Genomic DNA, 14,805 nt, shown 5'->3' with positions numbered 1-14,805 from the left:
TCAGCTTAAAGGTCGGCGGGTTCCCGCCGCTGGTGATGCTCGGGGCCGTCATATATTTGAGGGACACCTCGTTCATAAAAATCTGATTAACAGAAAAGACCGGCTTGTCGGAAAGACAAATTAAAAGTTATCGGTTGAATTTGTGGATCGAAGGCGTGCATTTCAAACATCTGACAGCTCTCGGGGAAACTGACAATTCTAAAGGTCTGCTTTGGTACAACTATCCAAAGATTAACCAATTAGTACAGGATGCATGATGGACTTTCCAACCGGCGTTGAGCTGCATAATGGAAAAATACGGATCACATTTACCTATCGCGGCAAACGTTGCCGCGAAGTCCTTCGTGGCTGGACGGTGAACAGCAGCAACATCAAAAAAGCAGGAAATCTTCGCGCGCTCATAACAAGTGAAATACAGCTCGGTAAGTTCGACTATGCGGAACGTTTCCCGGAATCCAAAGCGCTTAAGAAGTTCATCACAACCAAAAAAATCACTACATTTAAAGAACTATGTGATTTTTTTACAGACACCAAAGCCTTAGAGGTATCTGGTGCAACACTGCTATCGCTTACTTCGGTCGTAAATACGTTACTACGTGTAATCGGAGAAAATACCCGTCTGGTAGATATTGAGCATGCCGACATTTTGCATTACCGAAAGGAGTTATTGACCGGGACAATTATTAACCCGGCAATGCCGAATCTGGCCAGGCAGGGCCGCGCGCCCTCAACAGTCAATAAACAGATGGCAGTTTTATCAGAAATGCTTAAGCTCGCAAACCGAAGCCAGTTTATATTGCATGCTCCTTATGAAGGAGTGTCGCGACTCAAGTTATCTAAAAATGATCCCGACCCACTTTTACTTCATGAGTACCAGGCACTGATAGCCCCCAGGGCGCCCCCACGGGCAGGGGAGCATGAGAAAAGTTTTTTAATTTCATAGCGCTGCTTTCAATCCACATAATCAGCGTTAAACTATTCATACCGTTCAGATAGGGAGTAACGATGATGCGCGTACTGGTTGTCGAGGATAATGCTTTATTACGCCACCACCTCAAGGTTCAGTTACAGGATTTAGGGCATCAGGTGGATGATGCAGAAGATGCTAAGGAAGCAGACTATTACCTTAATGAACATCTGCCGGATATCGCGATCGTTGATTTAGGGCTCCCGGATGAAGATGGCTTGTCGTTGATCCGCCGCTGGCGCAGCAATGATGTTTCACTCCCCATTCTGGTATTAACCGCCCGTGAAGGCTGGCAGGACAAGGTGGAAGTGCTCAGCGCCGGCGCCGACGATTACGTCACAAAACCGTTTCACATTGAAGAAGTGGCTGCGCGCATGCAGGCATTGATGCGTCGCAACAGCGGTCTGGCATCGCAGATTATCTCCCTTCCTCCTTTTCAGGTGGACCTCTCTCGCCGCGAGTTATCCGTCAATGATGAGGTTATCAAGCTCACGGCGTTCGAATACACCATAATGGAAACACTCATCCGCAATAACGGCAAAGTGGTCAGTAAAGATTCGCTCATGCTGCAGCTTTATCCGGATGCCGAGCTGCGTGAAAGTCATACTATTGATGTTCTGATGGGACGTCTGCGCAAAAAAATACAGGCACAATATCCTGACGACGTCATCACCACCGTGCGTGGCCAGGGATATCTGTTTGAATTGCGCTAATGAATAAACTATTGCGTCATTTTTTCCCGTTATCGCTACGGCTACGTTTTTTACTGGCAACCGCTGGCGTGGTGTTGGTGCTCTCACTGGCCTACGGCATCGTTGCCCTGGTGGGTTATAGCGTCAGCTTTGATAAAACCACGTTTCGCCTGTTGCGCGGCGAGAGCAATCTGTTCTATACCCTGGCGAAATGGGATAACGGTAAAATTAATGTCGAGTTGCCCGAAAATCTCGACATGCAAAGCCCCACAATGTCGCTGATTTATGATGAAAACGGCAAGTTGCTGTGGGCGCAGCGCAACGTCCCGTGGCTGACCCAGAGTATTCAACCCGACTGGCTTAAAACGAACGGTTTTCATGAAATTGAGGCCAATGTCGACGCCACCAGCACATTGCTGGGTGCAGATCACTCCGCGCAGCAGCAGTTAAAAGAAGTCAGAGAAGACGACGACGACGCTGAAATGACCCACTCGGTAGCGGTAAATGTCTACCCAGCCACCGCCAGAATGCCCCAACTGACCATTGTGGTTGTCGATACCATTCCTATTGAGTTAAAGCGCTCGTATATGGTCTGGAGCTGGTTTATTTATGTGCTGGTCGCTAATCTGTTGTTAGTCATCCCACTATTATGGGTGGCCGCCTGGTGGAGCCTGCGGCCTATTGAATCGCTGGCGCGTGAAGTTCGTGAGCTTGAAGAACATCATCGTGAGATGCTGAATCCCGCCACCACGCGTGAACTGACCAGTCTGGTCCGCAACCTCAACCGGCTGTTGAAAAGCGAACGTGAGCGCTACGACAAATACCGCACCACGTTAACCGATCTCACGCATAGCCTGAAGACACCGCTGGCCGTATTGCAAAGTACGATGCGCTCGATGCGTAACGAAAAAATGAACGTAAGCGACGCGGAGCCCATCATGCTCGAGCAAATCAGTCGTATTTCCCAGCAGATAGGCTATTACCTGCATCGCGCCAGCATGCGTGGCAGTAGCGCCCTTCTCAGCCGGGAACTGCATCCGGTCGCGCCGTTGCTGGATAAACTTACTTCGGCGCTGAATAAGGTGTATCAGCGTAAAGGCGTTAACATTAATCTCGACATCTCACCTGAAATCAGCTTTGTAGGCGAGCAGAACGATTTTGTCGAAGTGATGGGAAACGTGCTGGATAACGCCTGTAAATATTGTCTGGAGTTCGTCGAGATTTCAGCGCGACTATCAGAGGATCAACTGCATATTCTGGTTGAAGATGATGGCCCCGGCATTCCGCATAGCAAACGCGAAGTGGTGTTTGACCGCGGACAACGTGTCGATACGCTACGACCAGGACAAGGTGTCGGGCTGGCGGTAGCGCGTGAAATCACCGAACAGTATGACGGGCAGATTATTGCAGGTGACAGCCTGTTGGGCGGCGCGCGCATGGAAGTTATTTTTGGTCGCCAGCAGCCGGGGCAGAAAGACGAGTAATCGTCGCATGTAATAAATATGTACTGACTTCACGCTTGAGGTTAAGTATCCGTTATAATCGGTTGCAGATACCAGCCTGCGGATGCTCATTATGGAATACCAACTCACACTTAACTGGCCCGATTTTCTGGAACGCCACTGGCAAAAACGCCCGGTGGTCTTAAAACGCGGGTTTAACAACTTTATTGACCCACTCTCTCCTGACGAACTGGCTGGACTGGCAATGGAAAGCGAAGTCGACAGCCGACTCGTCAGCCACCAGGACGGTAAATGGCAGGTTAGCCACGGTCCGTTCGAAAGCTATGACCATCTTGGCGAAAACAACTGGTCGCTACTGGTGCAGGCGGTCAATCACTGGCATGAGCCAACCGCGGCGCTGATGCGTCCGTTTCGCGAGCTGCCGGACTGGCGTATTGACGATCTGATGATCTCCTTCTCCGTACCCGGCGGCGGCGTTGGCCCGCATCTGGATCAGTACGATGTGTTTATTATTCAGGGTACCGGGCGTCGTCGCTGGCGTGTGGGCGAAAAACTACAGTTGAAGCAGCACTGCCCTCACCCGGATCTGCTGCAGGTCGACCCGTTTGAAGCCATCATTGATGAAGAGCTGGAACCCGGCGATATTCTGTATATTCCGCCAGGGTTCCCACACGAAGGCTACGCGCTGGAAAACGCCATGAACTATTCGGTGGGCTTCCGTGCGCCAAACACTCGCGAACTGATTAGCGGATTTGCCGATTACGTTTTGCAGCGTGAACTGGGCAGCACGTATTACAGCGATCCGGATCTGCCGCCACGCGATCATCCGGCTGACGTTCTGCCGCAGGAGATGGACAAGCTGCGCGAAATGATGCTGGGGCTGATTAATCAACCTGAACATTTCCAACAATGGTTTGGTGAGTTTATTTCTCAGTCTCGTCATGAACTGGATATTGCCCCGCCAGAGCCACCGTATCAGCCTGACGAAATCTACGACGCCCTGAAGCAAGGGGATGTATTAGTGCGTCTGGGTGGATTGCGTGTATTGCGCATCGGCGACGATATCTACGCCAATGGTGAGAAAATTGACTCGCCGCATCGTCCTGCCCTTGAAGCCCTTGCCAGTCATATCGTACTGACGGCCGAGAATTTTGAGGATGCGCTGGAAGATCCATCCTTCCTTGCCATGCTGGCCGCACTGGTTAACAGCGGGTATTGGTTCTTCGAAGGGTAAATCATTGTGACTGCGCCGGATGGCGCTTCGCTTATCCGGCCTACGGGATGAGATATTTGTAGGCCGGATAAGCGAAGCGCYATCCRGCATCTACATTTATTTTTGTTTCGCCGCCAGCTCCGCAATACGTACAATGACCTGCACCGCTTTTTCCATCCCTTCCAAAGTCACAAATTCATGTTTGCCATGATAGTTGTAGCCGCCGGTGAACAGATTCGGACACGGTAACCCCATAAACGACAGCTGCGCGCCGTCGGTTCCGCCACGAATAGGCTTCAGCACAGGTTCAATATCGCAATCGCGCATCGCCTTCTGGGCAATATCCAGCACGTGCGGATGCTCAATCACTTTTTCGCGCATATTGTAATAGCTGTCTTCGATCACCAGTTCGATATAGCAGTCCGGGTGTAACCCTTTGCCAACCTTCTTGGCGATATCCATGATCTTGCGTTTACGCGCTTCAAACTGCTTGCGGTCAAAATCACGGATGATGTAGTGCATATCCGCCCGATCAACCGTCCCTTTCATGCTCGCCAGGTGATAAAAACCTTCATAGCCTTCCGTCGTTTCCGGGCTTTCATCGGCCGGAACCTCCGCGTGAATACGTGCAGCCAGCGACAGCGCATTCACCATCACCCCTTTTGCGGTGCCCGGATGCACATTGTTGCCCACGATCTTAATATTAACCGACGCGGCGTTGAAGTTTTCAAACTCCAGCTCCCCCACGCCACCTCCGTCAACGGTATAGGCCCACTGCGCATCGAATGCCGCAACGTCGAAATGCTTCGCCCCTTTACCGACCTCTTCGTCCGGCGTAAAGGCCACGCGGATATCACCATGCGGGATCTCTTTTTGGATCAGCACAGCCAGCGCGGTCATGATTTCTGCGATGCCCGCTTTATCATCGGCGCCCAGCAATGTTTTGCCGTCTGTAGTGATTAGCGTCTGGCCCAAAAGCTGATGCAGTACCGGGAACATCACCGGCGACAGAACTTCATCGCCAATACCTAACGCGATATCGCCCCCGCGGTAGTTTTCAACAATTTGCGGATTAACGTTTTTACCACTGCAATCCGGTGAGGTATCCACATGGGAAATGAAACCGATAGCGGGAATATTGCCAGCAACGTTAGCAGGCAACGTTGCCATCAGCGTCCCCTTTTCGCTGAGTGAAATATTGACCAGCCCCATCTCTTCGAGCTGTTGTTTGAGCAGTTGTAATAACTTCCACTGTCCTTCGGTGCTGGGTACTTGCCGCACGCCCGATTTTGATTGGGTGTCCAGCGACACGTAGTGTAAAAAACGCTCAAGTAGTTTATCCATGCAGTCACCCTCACTTTTTGTGACAACATTATCAATAAGCAACAAAAGACAAATATTGCGTCAGGTCACTTTTATCCCCGCAAGTAAGAATATTTCGCCATGACATCCACTCTGACTATAGGGCTAAGTCAGTAATTCGCAACAAGGATTGGCGATTACCATGGTTTGCCGTAGAATAACGGCCCTCATTAAGAGTCATCAAGGTGGTTAACCACAAACCCCGCATCGGTCAGCCATCCGGTGCGTTTACATGGGACAGAGTAAAAAATTGAATAAACAACCGCGTTCGCTTTCTCCACTGGTGCAATTAGCGGGAATTCGCAAAAGTTTCGATGGCAAAGAGGTGATTTCCAGCCTGGATTTGACCATCAAAAACGGCGAGTTTCTCACGCTGCTCGGCCCCTCTGGCTGCGGTAAAACAACCGTTCTTCGCCTGATTGCCGGTCTGGAAACGGTTGATTCCGGTCATATCATATTGGACAACCAGGACATCACTCACGTTCCGGCGGAAAATCGCTACGTGAACACCGTCTTCCAAAGCTATGCGTTATTTCCCCACATGACCGTGTTTGAAAATGTGGCCTTCGGTTTACGCATGCAGAAAACACCCGCTGCTGATATCCCTCCTCGTGTTACCGAAGCCCTGCGCATGGTACAACTGGAAGAATTCGCCCAACGAAAGCCGCATCAACTTTCTGGTGGACAGCAACAGCGCGTGGCGATTGCCCGTGCGGTGGTCAACAAACCTCGTTTGCTCCTGTTAGATGAATCCCTCTCTGCGCTGGACTACAAACTGCGCAAACAGATGCAGAACGAACTGAAAGCGCTGCAACGTAAGCTTGGTATCACTTTTGTTTTTGTCACGCACGACCAGGAAGAAGCGCTGACCATGTCAGACCGTATTGTGGTAATGCGCGATGGCAAGATTGAGCAAGATGGTACGCCGCGCGAAATCTACGAAGAGCCGAAAAATCTGTTTGTCGCCGGGTTTATCGGCGAAATCAATATGTTTAACGCGACGGTCATTGAGCGTCTGGACGATCAGCGCGTTCGTGCTAATGTGGAAGGTCGCGAGTGCAACATTTACGTCAACTTCGCGGTGGTGCCTGGGCAAAAACTGCACGTATTATTGCGCCCTGAAGATCTGCGCGTTGATGAGATCAACGACGATAATCATATTGAAGGTCTTATCGGCTACGTGCGTGAACGCAACTACAAAGGCATGACGCTGGAGTCGGTTGTGGAACTGGAAAATGGCAAGATGGTGATGGTCAGTGAATTCTTCAATGAAGACGATCCTGACTTCGACCACTCGCTCGACCAGAAAATGGCGATTAACTGGGTAGAAAGCTGGGAGGTCGTACTGGCTGATGAAGAACACAAGTAAATTCCAGAGTGTGGTGATCGTCACCATTGTCGGTTGGCTTGTGTTATTTGTCTTTCTGCCCAACCTGATGATCATCGGCACCAGCTTTTTGACCCGTGACGACGCTAATTTCGTCAAAATGGTCTTTACGCTGGAAAACTATACTCGCCTGCTGGATCCGCTCTATTTTGAGGTACTGGTTCACTCCCTCAATATGGCGTTGATTGCCACGCTCGCCTGTCTGGTACTCGGCTATCCGTTTGCCTGGTTTTTGGTAAAGCTGCCGGAAAAAGTGCGCCCGCTGCTGCTGTTCCTGCTGATTGTTCCGTTCTGGACCAACTCGCTTATTCGCATCTACGGACTCAAAATTTTCCTCAGTACCAAAGGCTATCTCAACGAGTTTCTGTTGTGGCTCGGCATTATTGATACCCCCATTCGCATCATGTTTACCCCCAGCGCGGTGATTATCGGCCTGGTGTACATCCTGCTACCGTTTATGGTGATGCCGCTCTACTCCAGCATTGAGAAGCTCGATAAACCGCTGCTGGAAGCCGCACGCGATTTAGGCGCCAGCAAATTTCAGACCTTTACCCGCATCATTATTCCGCTGACGATGCCGGGAATTATCGCCGGATGTCTGCTGGTTATGCTGCCGGCAATGGGGCTGTTTTACGTTTCCGATTTAATGGGCGGGGCGAAAAACCTGTTGATTGGTAACGTGATTAAAGTGCAGTTCCTGAACATTCGCGACTGGCCGTTTGGCGCAGCCACCAGCATAACGCTGACTATCGTGATGGGGCTGATGCTGCTGGTCTACTGGCGCGCCTCCCGCTTGCTGAACAAGAAGGTAGAACTCGAATGATCGGTCGACTGCTTCGTGGCGGTTTTATGACCGCTATCTACGCGTATCTGTATATTCCAATCATTATTTTGATTGTGAACTCCTTTAACAGCTCGCGCTTTGGCATCAACTGGCAAGGTTTTACTACCAAGTGGTACGGTCTGCTGGTGAACAACGACAGCCTGCTGCAGGCGGCGCAACACTCCCTGACGATGGCAGTGCTCTCCGCAACGTTTGCCACGCTGATCGGTTCACTCACCGCGGTCGCGCTTTATCGCTACCGTTTTCGCGGGAAACCCTTTGTCAGCGGCATGCTGTTTGTGGTGATGATGTCGCCCGATATCGTAATGGCGATTTCGCTGCTGGTTCTGTTTATGTTAATTGGCATTCAGCTCGGCTTCTGGTCGCTGCTGTTTTCGCATATTACCTTCTGTCTGCCTTTTGTGGTGGTGACGGTCTATTCACGTCTGAAAGGCTTTGATGTGCGAATGCTGGAAGCGGCAAAAGATTTGGGTGCCAGTGAAGTGACTATCCTGCGCAAGATCATTCTACCGCTGGCAATGCCTGCGGTGGCCGCAGGCTGGTTGCTAAGCTTTACGCTGTCGATGGATGACGTCGTCGTTTCATCCTTCGTCACCGGGCCGGGTTATGAAATTTTGCCCTTAAAAATCTACTCAATGGTAAAAGTCGGCGTATCACCCGAGGTAAACGCGCTGGCGACCATTTTGTTGGTTCTGTCGCTGGTTATGGTGATCGCCAGCCAGCTTATTGCACGTGATAAAACCAAGGGCCGCTAAGGCCCTTAATTCAGGGGACGTTAAATGATGAAAAAATGGTCACGCCACCTGCTCGCGGCGGGTGCTCTGGCACTGGGCATGAGCGCCGCTCACGCGAATGACAACAACACGCTCTATTTCTATAACTGGACTGAGTATGTGCCGCCAGGACTGCTGGAGCAGTTCACCAAAGAGACCGGCATTAAGGTTATCTATTCGACCTATGAGTCGAATGAAACCATGTACGCCAAGCTCAAAACCTATAAAGACGGTGCGTACGATCTGGTGGTTCCGTCTACCTATTACGTCGATAAAATGCGTAAAGAAGGCATGATCCAGAAGATCGACAAGTCGACGTTGACCAATTTTCACAACCTCGATCCGGAAATGCTCAACAAGCCGTTTGACCCCAACAATGACTACTCCATTCCGTATATCTGGGGTGCGACGGCCATTGGCGTCAACAGCGATGCCATCGACCCGAAAACCGTAACCAGTTGGGCCGACCTGTGGAAACCGGAGTACAAAGGTAGCCTGTTGTTAACCGATGACGCGCGTGAAGTCTTCCAGATGGCGCTGCGCAAGCTGGGGTATTCCGGCAATACCACCGATCCAAAAGAGATTGAAGCCGCCTATAACGAGTTGAAGAAGCTGATGCCTAACGTCGCGGCATTTAACTCTGACAACCCGGCCAACCCGTATATGGAAGGCGAAGTCAATCTGGGGATGGTGTGGAACGGCTCCGCATATGTCGCGCGCCAGGCGGGGACCCCGCTGGAAGTGGTGTGGCCGAAGGAAGGGGGTATTTTCTGGATGGACAGTCTGTCTATTCCGGCTAATGCGAAAAACAAAGAAGGTGCGCTGAAGCTGATTAACTTCCTGCTGCGCCCGGACGTGGCGAAAGAAGTCGCAGAAACTATCGGTTATCCAACGCCAAACCTTGCGGCACGTAAGCTGCTGAGCCCGGAAGTGGCGAACGATAAAACGCTCTACCCTGATGCTGATACCATCAATAAAGGGGAATGGCAAAATGACGTCGGCTCCGCCAGCGCCATTTATGAAGAGTATTATCAGAAGCTGAAAGCAGGACGCTAATTCAGCGTTGTAAGGAATGCCCGATGGCGCTACGCTTATCGGGCCTACATCAATGCGAAGCGTAGGCCGGATAAGCGTAGCGCCATCCGGCAAAAAAAATTACAGCCCTTTCAATAACTTCTCAACAAACTCAGGCACCACCTGGCTTGCCGGACCGTAATGCTTCTCTTCGAATTCGCTTCCCACCTGGCTCGGCTCGAGATTTAACTCTACCGTATGCGCTCCATGCAGCCGCGCCTCATGCACAAAACCCGCGGCCGGGTAAACATGGCCTGATGTGCCAATGGCAATAAACACATCCGCCATTGCCAGCGCCATATAAATTTCATCCATTCCCAGCGGCATTTCACCAAACCACACGACGTGCGGTCGCAGCGGAGCCGGGAACTGGCAGCAATGGCATTTGTCTTCCGCAGTCACATCGCCCGTCCACTCCAGAATCTGTCCGCTTTGCGAACAGCGAACCTTGAGCAGTTCGCCGTGCATATGGATGACATTCTGGCTGCCCGCGCGTTCATGCAGGTTATCAATATTCTGCGTCACCAGTAAAAAACGGTCACCCAGCTCGGCTTCAAGTTTTGCCAGCGCGATATGCGCCGCGTTGGGCTGGATTTCTGGTTGCTGCAATTGATGACGACGGGCGTTATAAAACGACTGAACCAGTTCCGGGTTGCGACTAAACCCTTCCGGGGTCGCAACGTCTTCGACCCGATGTTCTTCCCAAAGACCATCCGTCGCGCGGAAGGTTCGAATACCTGACTCGGCAGAAATCCCCGCTCCCGTCAGTACCAGCACTCTTGGTTTTTCCATCAATTCAGGCACCACTCTGTCTCTGAAAAAGATTCGTTGACGCAGGCGATCGCGCAAATGGCGTTTATTTTTACGAAAGCGGCTTAACCGATGACTCCGACGCGACAGCATAACAACCTCTTTGTATTAATCGGTAAGATGTAAAAAAGCGGCCCCGCGCATTCCGCCCGCATCACCGTGCCGCGCCTGCTCAATACGCGGCACTCGGGCAACCGGCAGTAGATGGCGTGGCAATCTGTCCGCCAGTTGCGTCGTAATAGCGGAAAAATTCGACAAACCACCACCAATCACCACTAAATCAGGATCAACGATGGTCAGGATGTTCCCCAAACAGACTGCCAGTAAATCCAGATAACGTTCAACATGGGCGCGCGCTTGCTCATCCCCCTGCTCCCACAGCGCGATAATTTCACGGGCATCCAGCGGTTGATGGTAGTAATGCTGATACAACCACGCAAATCCACCGCCGGAGAGATAGCTTTCAATACAGCCCAATTGACCGCATCCGCAGCGGCGCAGTGGGAAATCAAATCCCATCAGCGTCAGCGCATCGACAGGCAAACGAATATGACCAAACTCACCGGTGATATAGCTGCGTCCGGTGATAGATTTACCGTTAAGCACCAGTCCACCGCCGACACCAGTGCCGAGGATTAACCCCATAACCAGCGGATACTGAGTGAACTCGTCGTCCCAGGCTTCAGAGAGGGCAAAACAGTTGGCATCGTTGTCCAGGCGAACATCGCGGTCAAGGCGGGCGCTGAGATCGGCACGGAGCGGTTTACCACTGGCGGCAGGCACATTGGCCGCGTACAGCGTACCGTCTTCTGTTTCCGGCATGCCAGGAATGCCGATACCCACCGAACCTTTGACGCCGAATCGCTGGTCCGCTTCCATTACCAGATTGCAGACCGCATTAAGGAAAGCTTCATAGCTGTCGCGAGGCGTAGGGACGCGTGTTTCCCATTGCAAACGGCGTTGGTTATCAAATACCCCCAGCGCAATTTTGGTCCCGCCGATGTCAAATCCGTAATACATCACCGCTCCTTCTTATTGTTATTGGCCGCTAAGTACTCTCGCAGGATCAATATTGCTGGCGCGACGCGCCGGATACCAACTCGCCAAAAGACTCAGCACTAATGCTGTCACCAGCACGTAGATCACATCCAGCCAGTGTAATTCCGATGGCAGGAAGTCAATGAAATAGATATCGCCAGACAGGAACTGATGGCCGATAAGCGCCTCGATGCCGTTAATGATCGGCGTCAACTGCAGCGAGACAACCACCCCGATGACGACGCCTATCAGACTACCGAACAAACCCGCCAGCAGGCCGTACCAGACAAAAATGGCACGGATCAAACCATCTTTAGCCCCCAGGGTTCTTAATACCGCAATATCACCGCTTTTGTCTTTTACCGCCATCACTAACGTGGAAACGATATTAAAACAGGCCACGCCAATCACCAGCACCATCGCCAGATACATGATGGCGCGGATCATCTGGATATCGCGGTACATATAGCCGTAGGTGCCAATCCAGCTCTTAATATAAACATAGTTATTGGTGACTTCACCCGCGTCACGTACCAGTTTATTGGCGTTAAAGACGTCGCTAACTTTTAGCGCGATCCCAGAAACGCTGGATCCCATATCCAGGTATTGCTGCGCGTCTTCCATGGGGATCATGGCAAAGCTGTGATCGAGCTGACCGCTCAGCTGCAAAATGCCCGTCACGTGCAAACGCACGCGTTTAGGCTGCTGTAACTTATGGTCCGCACTGGCGTTAGGGATCATAATCGACACCCAGTCGCCCTGCTTCACCTTCAGCGCATCGGCAATCCCCTTACCAATGATGATTTGCTGCTCACCGGCTTTGAAATTATCCCAGGCGTGGTTCTGCACGAACGATGGCAGCGCGCTTAAACGCTGCTCCTGTTTCGGGTCAACGCCCTTCACCTGCACCGCGCGTAGATTCGCCCCACTCTCCACCAGTCCGGTAAAGTTGATATAGGGCGCTGCGGCGACAATACCAGGCACTTTCTGTACTTTATCGAGCGCTTCCTGCCAGTTGTTCCACGGCTGGTTGACGGCCTCAATTTCACCGTGCGGGACCACGGCCAGAATACGGTTGTTCAACTCACGCTCAAAGCCGTTCATGGCGCTTAACCCGACGATCAACACCGCCACACCCAACGCGATGCCAACGGTAGAAATCACCGAAATCAGCGAGACCATACCGCCGCGCCGCCGACCTCGGCTAAAACGCAGGCCAATCAATAACGATAAAGGCGAAGCCATTACTCTGCTCCCATCAGGCTCAGTTCAGCCGTCAGGCGACCATCGCGCATTTCAAGCTGGCGGCTCATGCGCTTCGCCAACTGCAGATCGTGCGTCACCACCAGAAATGCCGTGCCCTGAGAGCGGTTAAGCTCCCCCAGAAGCTCGAAAATGCTGTCCGCGTTGCGCGCATCAAGGTTACCCGTTGGTTCATCCGCCAGCACCAGACGAGGGTTATTGACCAGCGCACGGGCAATGGCCACGCGCTGACGCTCGCCGCCCGACAGTTCAGACGGGCGATGGCCGGCACGATGGTCCAGCCCTACCGCTTTCAGCATATCGCGCGCGCGCGCGGTGATTTCAGCCGGTTTTTTCTTACCAATCAGCAGCGGCATCGCTACGTTTTCCAGTGCGGTAAAGTCCGGTAGCAGATGGTGGAACTGGTAAATAAAGCCCAGCTTCTGATTGCGCAGTTCCGCCTTCGCCGCAGACGAGAGTTTGCTCATCGGCTGACCGTTAAAAATGACGTCGCCGGAAGTTGGTGTATCCAGCCCACCTAACAGATGGAGCAGCGTACTCTTACCGGAGCCGGAGCTGCCGACAATCGCCATCATCTCGCCTTCGCCAACGCAAAAACTGACATCGTGCAGGACATCGGTCTGCACTGTGCCTTCCTGATAGCGTTTGCACAGGTTGTCGCATTGCAACAGGATCTTATTCATAACGTAAAGCCTCAGCGGGTTGAGTGGCGGCAGCGCGCCAGGAAGGATAAAGCGTAGACAGCAGCGCGACGGCCATCGCCACCAGCGCAATGACGATAACCTGCAGCGGCTCGATAGCGACCGGCAGCGCAGCGCCATCCAGAAGCACGCCGATAATGGGCATCAGGTTGTTCAGTTGACTGGCGAGCAATGCGCCCAGCCCTGCGCCCAGCAGCGCGCCGATAATCCCGGCACTGGCCCCCTGAACCATAAACACCATCATTATCTGCCGCGGCGTTAGCCCCTGAGTTTGTAGAATCGCCACTTCCCCTTGCTTCTCCATTACCATCAGACCCAGCGAGGTAATAATATTAAAAGCCGCCACCGCCACGATCAGACTGAGCAGCAGCCCCATCATGTTTTTCTCCATGCGCACGGCCTGGAATAATTCACCTTTACGCTCGCGCCAGTCCTGCCATTTGGTACCTTGCGGCAGCGTTTGCTGGCTCAACGTGTCAACCTTTAACGGCTCGTTCAACCACAAACGCCAGCCAGTGATATTACCCACCGGGTAGCGCATCAGGCGTGACGCATCCTGAATGTTGGTCAGCATCTGGTAGCCGTCGACTTCGCTGTTAGCAGCAAAGGTGCCGATCACCGTAAACAGACGCTGGCTAGGCAGACGCCCCATCGGCGTAAACTGACTGGCGGACGGCACCATTACGCGAATTTGATCGCCACGGTTAACGCCCAACTGCCCGGCAAGCTGCTCACCGAGGATGACATTATACTTACCCGGTTGCAGATCTGTTTGCTTCACATTGACCAGATACGGCGTGAGCGGATCTTTTTGCGCCGGGTCGATACCCAGCATTACGCCAACCGCCACGCTACGCGCACTTTGCAGCACCACATCACCCGTTGTTATGGGTGCAACGCGGTTGACGCCGTTCAACACCACCGCTTTTTCCGGCAATTGCTGCGGGTTTAGGGAACCCTGTTCAGACGAGAGAACAGCCTGGGGCATCAGGCCAAGGATATTGTTTTGCAGCTCGCGCTCGAAACCGTTCATCACTGACAATACTGTGACCAGCGCCATTACCCCGAGAGTAATGCCGATGGTGGAGAGCCAGGAAACGAAGCGACCGAAGCGATCTGCTGCACGCCCGCGCATATAACGCAGGCCGATGAATAGAGCGACAGGTTGGTACATGAAATCCGTCTGGTTGCTGTTAGCAAAGTCACGAGTATATAAGC

Annotated in this window: 14 protein-coding genes and 2 pseudogenes; 9 read left to right on the top strand and 7 right to left on the bottom strand. The window is 52.3% G+C overall.

What is annotated here, in order from left to right; translation table 11 throughout:
• Nucleotides 1-88 (bottom strand): annotated as a pseudogene (locus tag JSN25_RS22460) (hypothetical protein); the annotation flags it as partial.
• Between JSN25_RS22460 and xisR the strand changes: the two are divergent.
• From xisR to roxA, 5 genes and pseudogenes are all read left to right on the top strand, one after another.
• Nucleotides 87-257: pseudogene (xisR, locus tag JSN25_RS14155) on the top strand (excisionase family protein); the annotation flags it as partial. The pseudogenes JSN25_RS22460 and xisR overlap by 2 nt on opposite strands.
• A complete protein-coding gene (locus JSN25_RS14150) occupies nucleotides 254-943 on the top strand; it encodes an Arm DNA-binding domain-containing protein (protein ID WP_422678868.1) in 690 nt (229 codons plus the stop codon). The pseudogene xisR and the gene JSN25_RS14150, both read left to right, overlap by 4 nt.
• 65 nt (nucleotides 944-1,008) lie before the next feature.
• Nucleotides 1,009-1,680, top strand: a complete 672-nt coding sequence (gene phoP, locus JSN25_RS14145; protein ID WP_042309337.1) for a two-component system response regulator PhoP — start codon at nucleotides 1,009-1,011, stop codon at nucleotides 1,678-1,680.
• A complete protein-coding gene (gene phoQ / locus JSN25_RS14140) occupies nucleotides 1,680-3,143 on the top strand; it encodes a two-component system sensor histidine kinase PhoQ (protein ID WP_069323350.1) in 1,464 nt (487 codons plus the stop codon). Before phoP ends, phoQ begins: the two co-directional genes overlap by 1 nt.
• A gap of 91 nt (nucleotides 3,144-3,234) precedes the next feature.
• Nucleotides 3,235-4,356 carry a [50S ribosomal protein L16]-arginine 3-hydroxylase gene (gene roxA, locus JSN25_RS14135; RefSeq protein ID WP_038639870.1) on the top strand — a complete coding sequence of 374 codons (1,122 nt, stop codon included), beginning with the start codon at nucleotides 3,235-3,237 and terminating at the stop codon, nucleotides 4,354-4,356.
• Nucleotides 4,357-4,452: 96 nt separating this feature from the next.
• Here the strand turns inward: roxA and pepT are convergent, their stop codons facing one another.
• The gene (gene pepT, locus JSN25_RS14130; protein WP_069323349.1) at nucleotides 4,453-5,679 is read right to left on the bottom strand and encodes a peptidase T; all 1,227 of its coding nucleotides are present in this window, start codon (nucleotides 5,677-5,679) and stop codon (nucleotides 4,453-4,455) included.
• A gap of 250 nt (nucleotides 5,680-5,929) precedes the next feature.
• Between pepT and potA the strand changes: the two genes are divergently transcribed.
• The 4 genes from potA to potD are packed head-to-tail and all read left to right on the top strand — an operon-like array spanning nucleotide 5,930 to nucleotide 9,757.
• Nucleotides 5,930-7,066, top strand: coding sequence for a spermidine/putrescine ABC transporter ATP-binding protein PotA (gene potA / locus JSN25_RS14125; protein ID WP_038639864.1), 1,137 nt, complete (start codon nucleotides 5,930-5,932; stop codon nucleotides 7,064-7,066).
• Complete coding sequence (gene potB, locus JSN25_RS14120) at nucleotides 7,050-7,907, top strand: spermidine/putrescine ABC transporter permease PotB (protein ID WP_087857769.1); 858 nt, start codon at nucleotides 7,050-7,052, stop codon at nucleotides 7,905-7,907. Before potA ends, potB begins: the two co-directional genes overlap by 17 nt.
• Nucleotides 7,904-8,683 carry a spermidine/putrescine ABC transporter permease PotC gene (potC, locus tag JSN25_RS14115; RefSeq protein WP_006684943.1) on the top strand — a complete coding sequence of 260 codons (780 nt, stop codon included), beginning with the start codon at nucleotides 7,904-7,906 and terminating at the stop codon, nucleotides 8,681-8,683. Before potB ends, potC begins: the two co-directional genes overlap by 4 nt.
• A 27-nt stretch (nucleotides 8,684-8,710) precedes the next feature.
• Complete coding sequence (gene potD, locus JSN25_RS14110) at nucleotides 8,711-9,757, top strand: spermidine/putrescine ABC transporter substrate-binding protein PotD (RefSeq protein WP_121530002.1); 1,047 nt, start codon at nucleotides 8,711-8,713, stop codon at nucleotides 9,755-9,757.
• A gap of 99 nt (nucleotides 9,758-9,856) precedes the next feature.
• Here the strand turns inward: potD and cobB are convergent, their stop codons facing one another.
• From cobB to lolC, 5 genes are read right to left on the bottom strand one after another with little or no spacing between them, the layout of a single operon-like run.
• Nucleotides 9,857-10,678: a Sir2 family NAD+-dependent deacetylase gene (gene cobB, locus JSN25_RS14105; RefSeq protein ID WP_069323348.1), complete on the bottom strand. Its 822-nt coding sequence runs from the start codon at nucleotides 10,676-10,678 to the stop codon at nucleotides 9,857-9,859.
• Between the two features lie 15 nt (nucleotides 10,679-10,693).
• Complete coding sequence (nagK, locus tag JSN25_RS14100; RefSeq protein WP_085048504.1) at nucleotides 10,694-11,605, bottom strand: N-acetylglucosamine kinase; 912 nt, start codon at nucleotides 11,603-11,605, stop codon at nucleotides 10,694-10,696.
• 18 nt (nucleotides 11,606-11,623) lie between these two features.
• Nucleotides 11,624-12,868: a lipoprotein-releasing ABC transporter permease subunit LolE gene (lolE, locus tag JSN25_RS14095; protein WP_150344916.1), complete on the bottom strand. Its 1,245-nt coding sequence runs from the start codon at nucleotides 12,866-12,868 to the stop codon at nucleotides 11,624-11,626.
• Entirely contained in the window at nucleotides 12,868-13,569 is a 702-nt protein-coding gene (gene lolD, locus JSN25_RS14090) for a lipoprotein-releasing ABC transporter ATP-binding protein LolD (protein ID WP_137347140.1), read from the bottom strand. Before lolD ends, lolE begins: the two co-directional genes overlap by 1 nt.
• Nucleotides 13,562-14,761, bottom strand: coding sequence for a lipoprotein-releasing ABC transporter permease subunit LolC (gene lolC / locus JSN25_RS14085; RefSeq protein ID WP_137351545.1), 1,200 nt, complete (start codon nucleotides 14,759-14,761; stop codon nucleotides 13,562-13,564). Before lolC ends, lolD begins: the two co-directional genes overlap by 8 nt.
• Nucleotides 14,762-14,805: the final 44 nt, after the last annotated feature.

The sequence above is a fragment of the Citrobacter cronae genome, from assembly GCF_016893685.1.
Classification (GTDB): domain Bacteria; phylum Pseudomonadota; class Gammaproteobacteria; order Enterobacterales; family Enterobacteriaceae; genus Citrobacter; species Citrobacter werkmanii.
The sequence above is the reverse complement of the archived record's forward strand: the minus strand, read 5'-3'. Positions and strand labels throughout refer to the sequence as shown.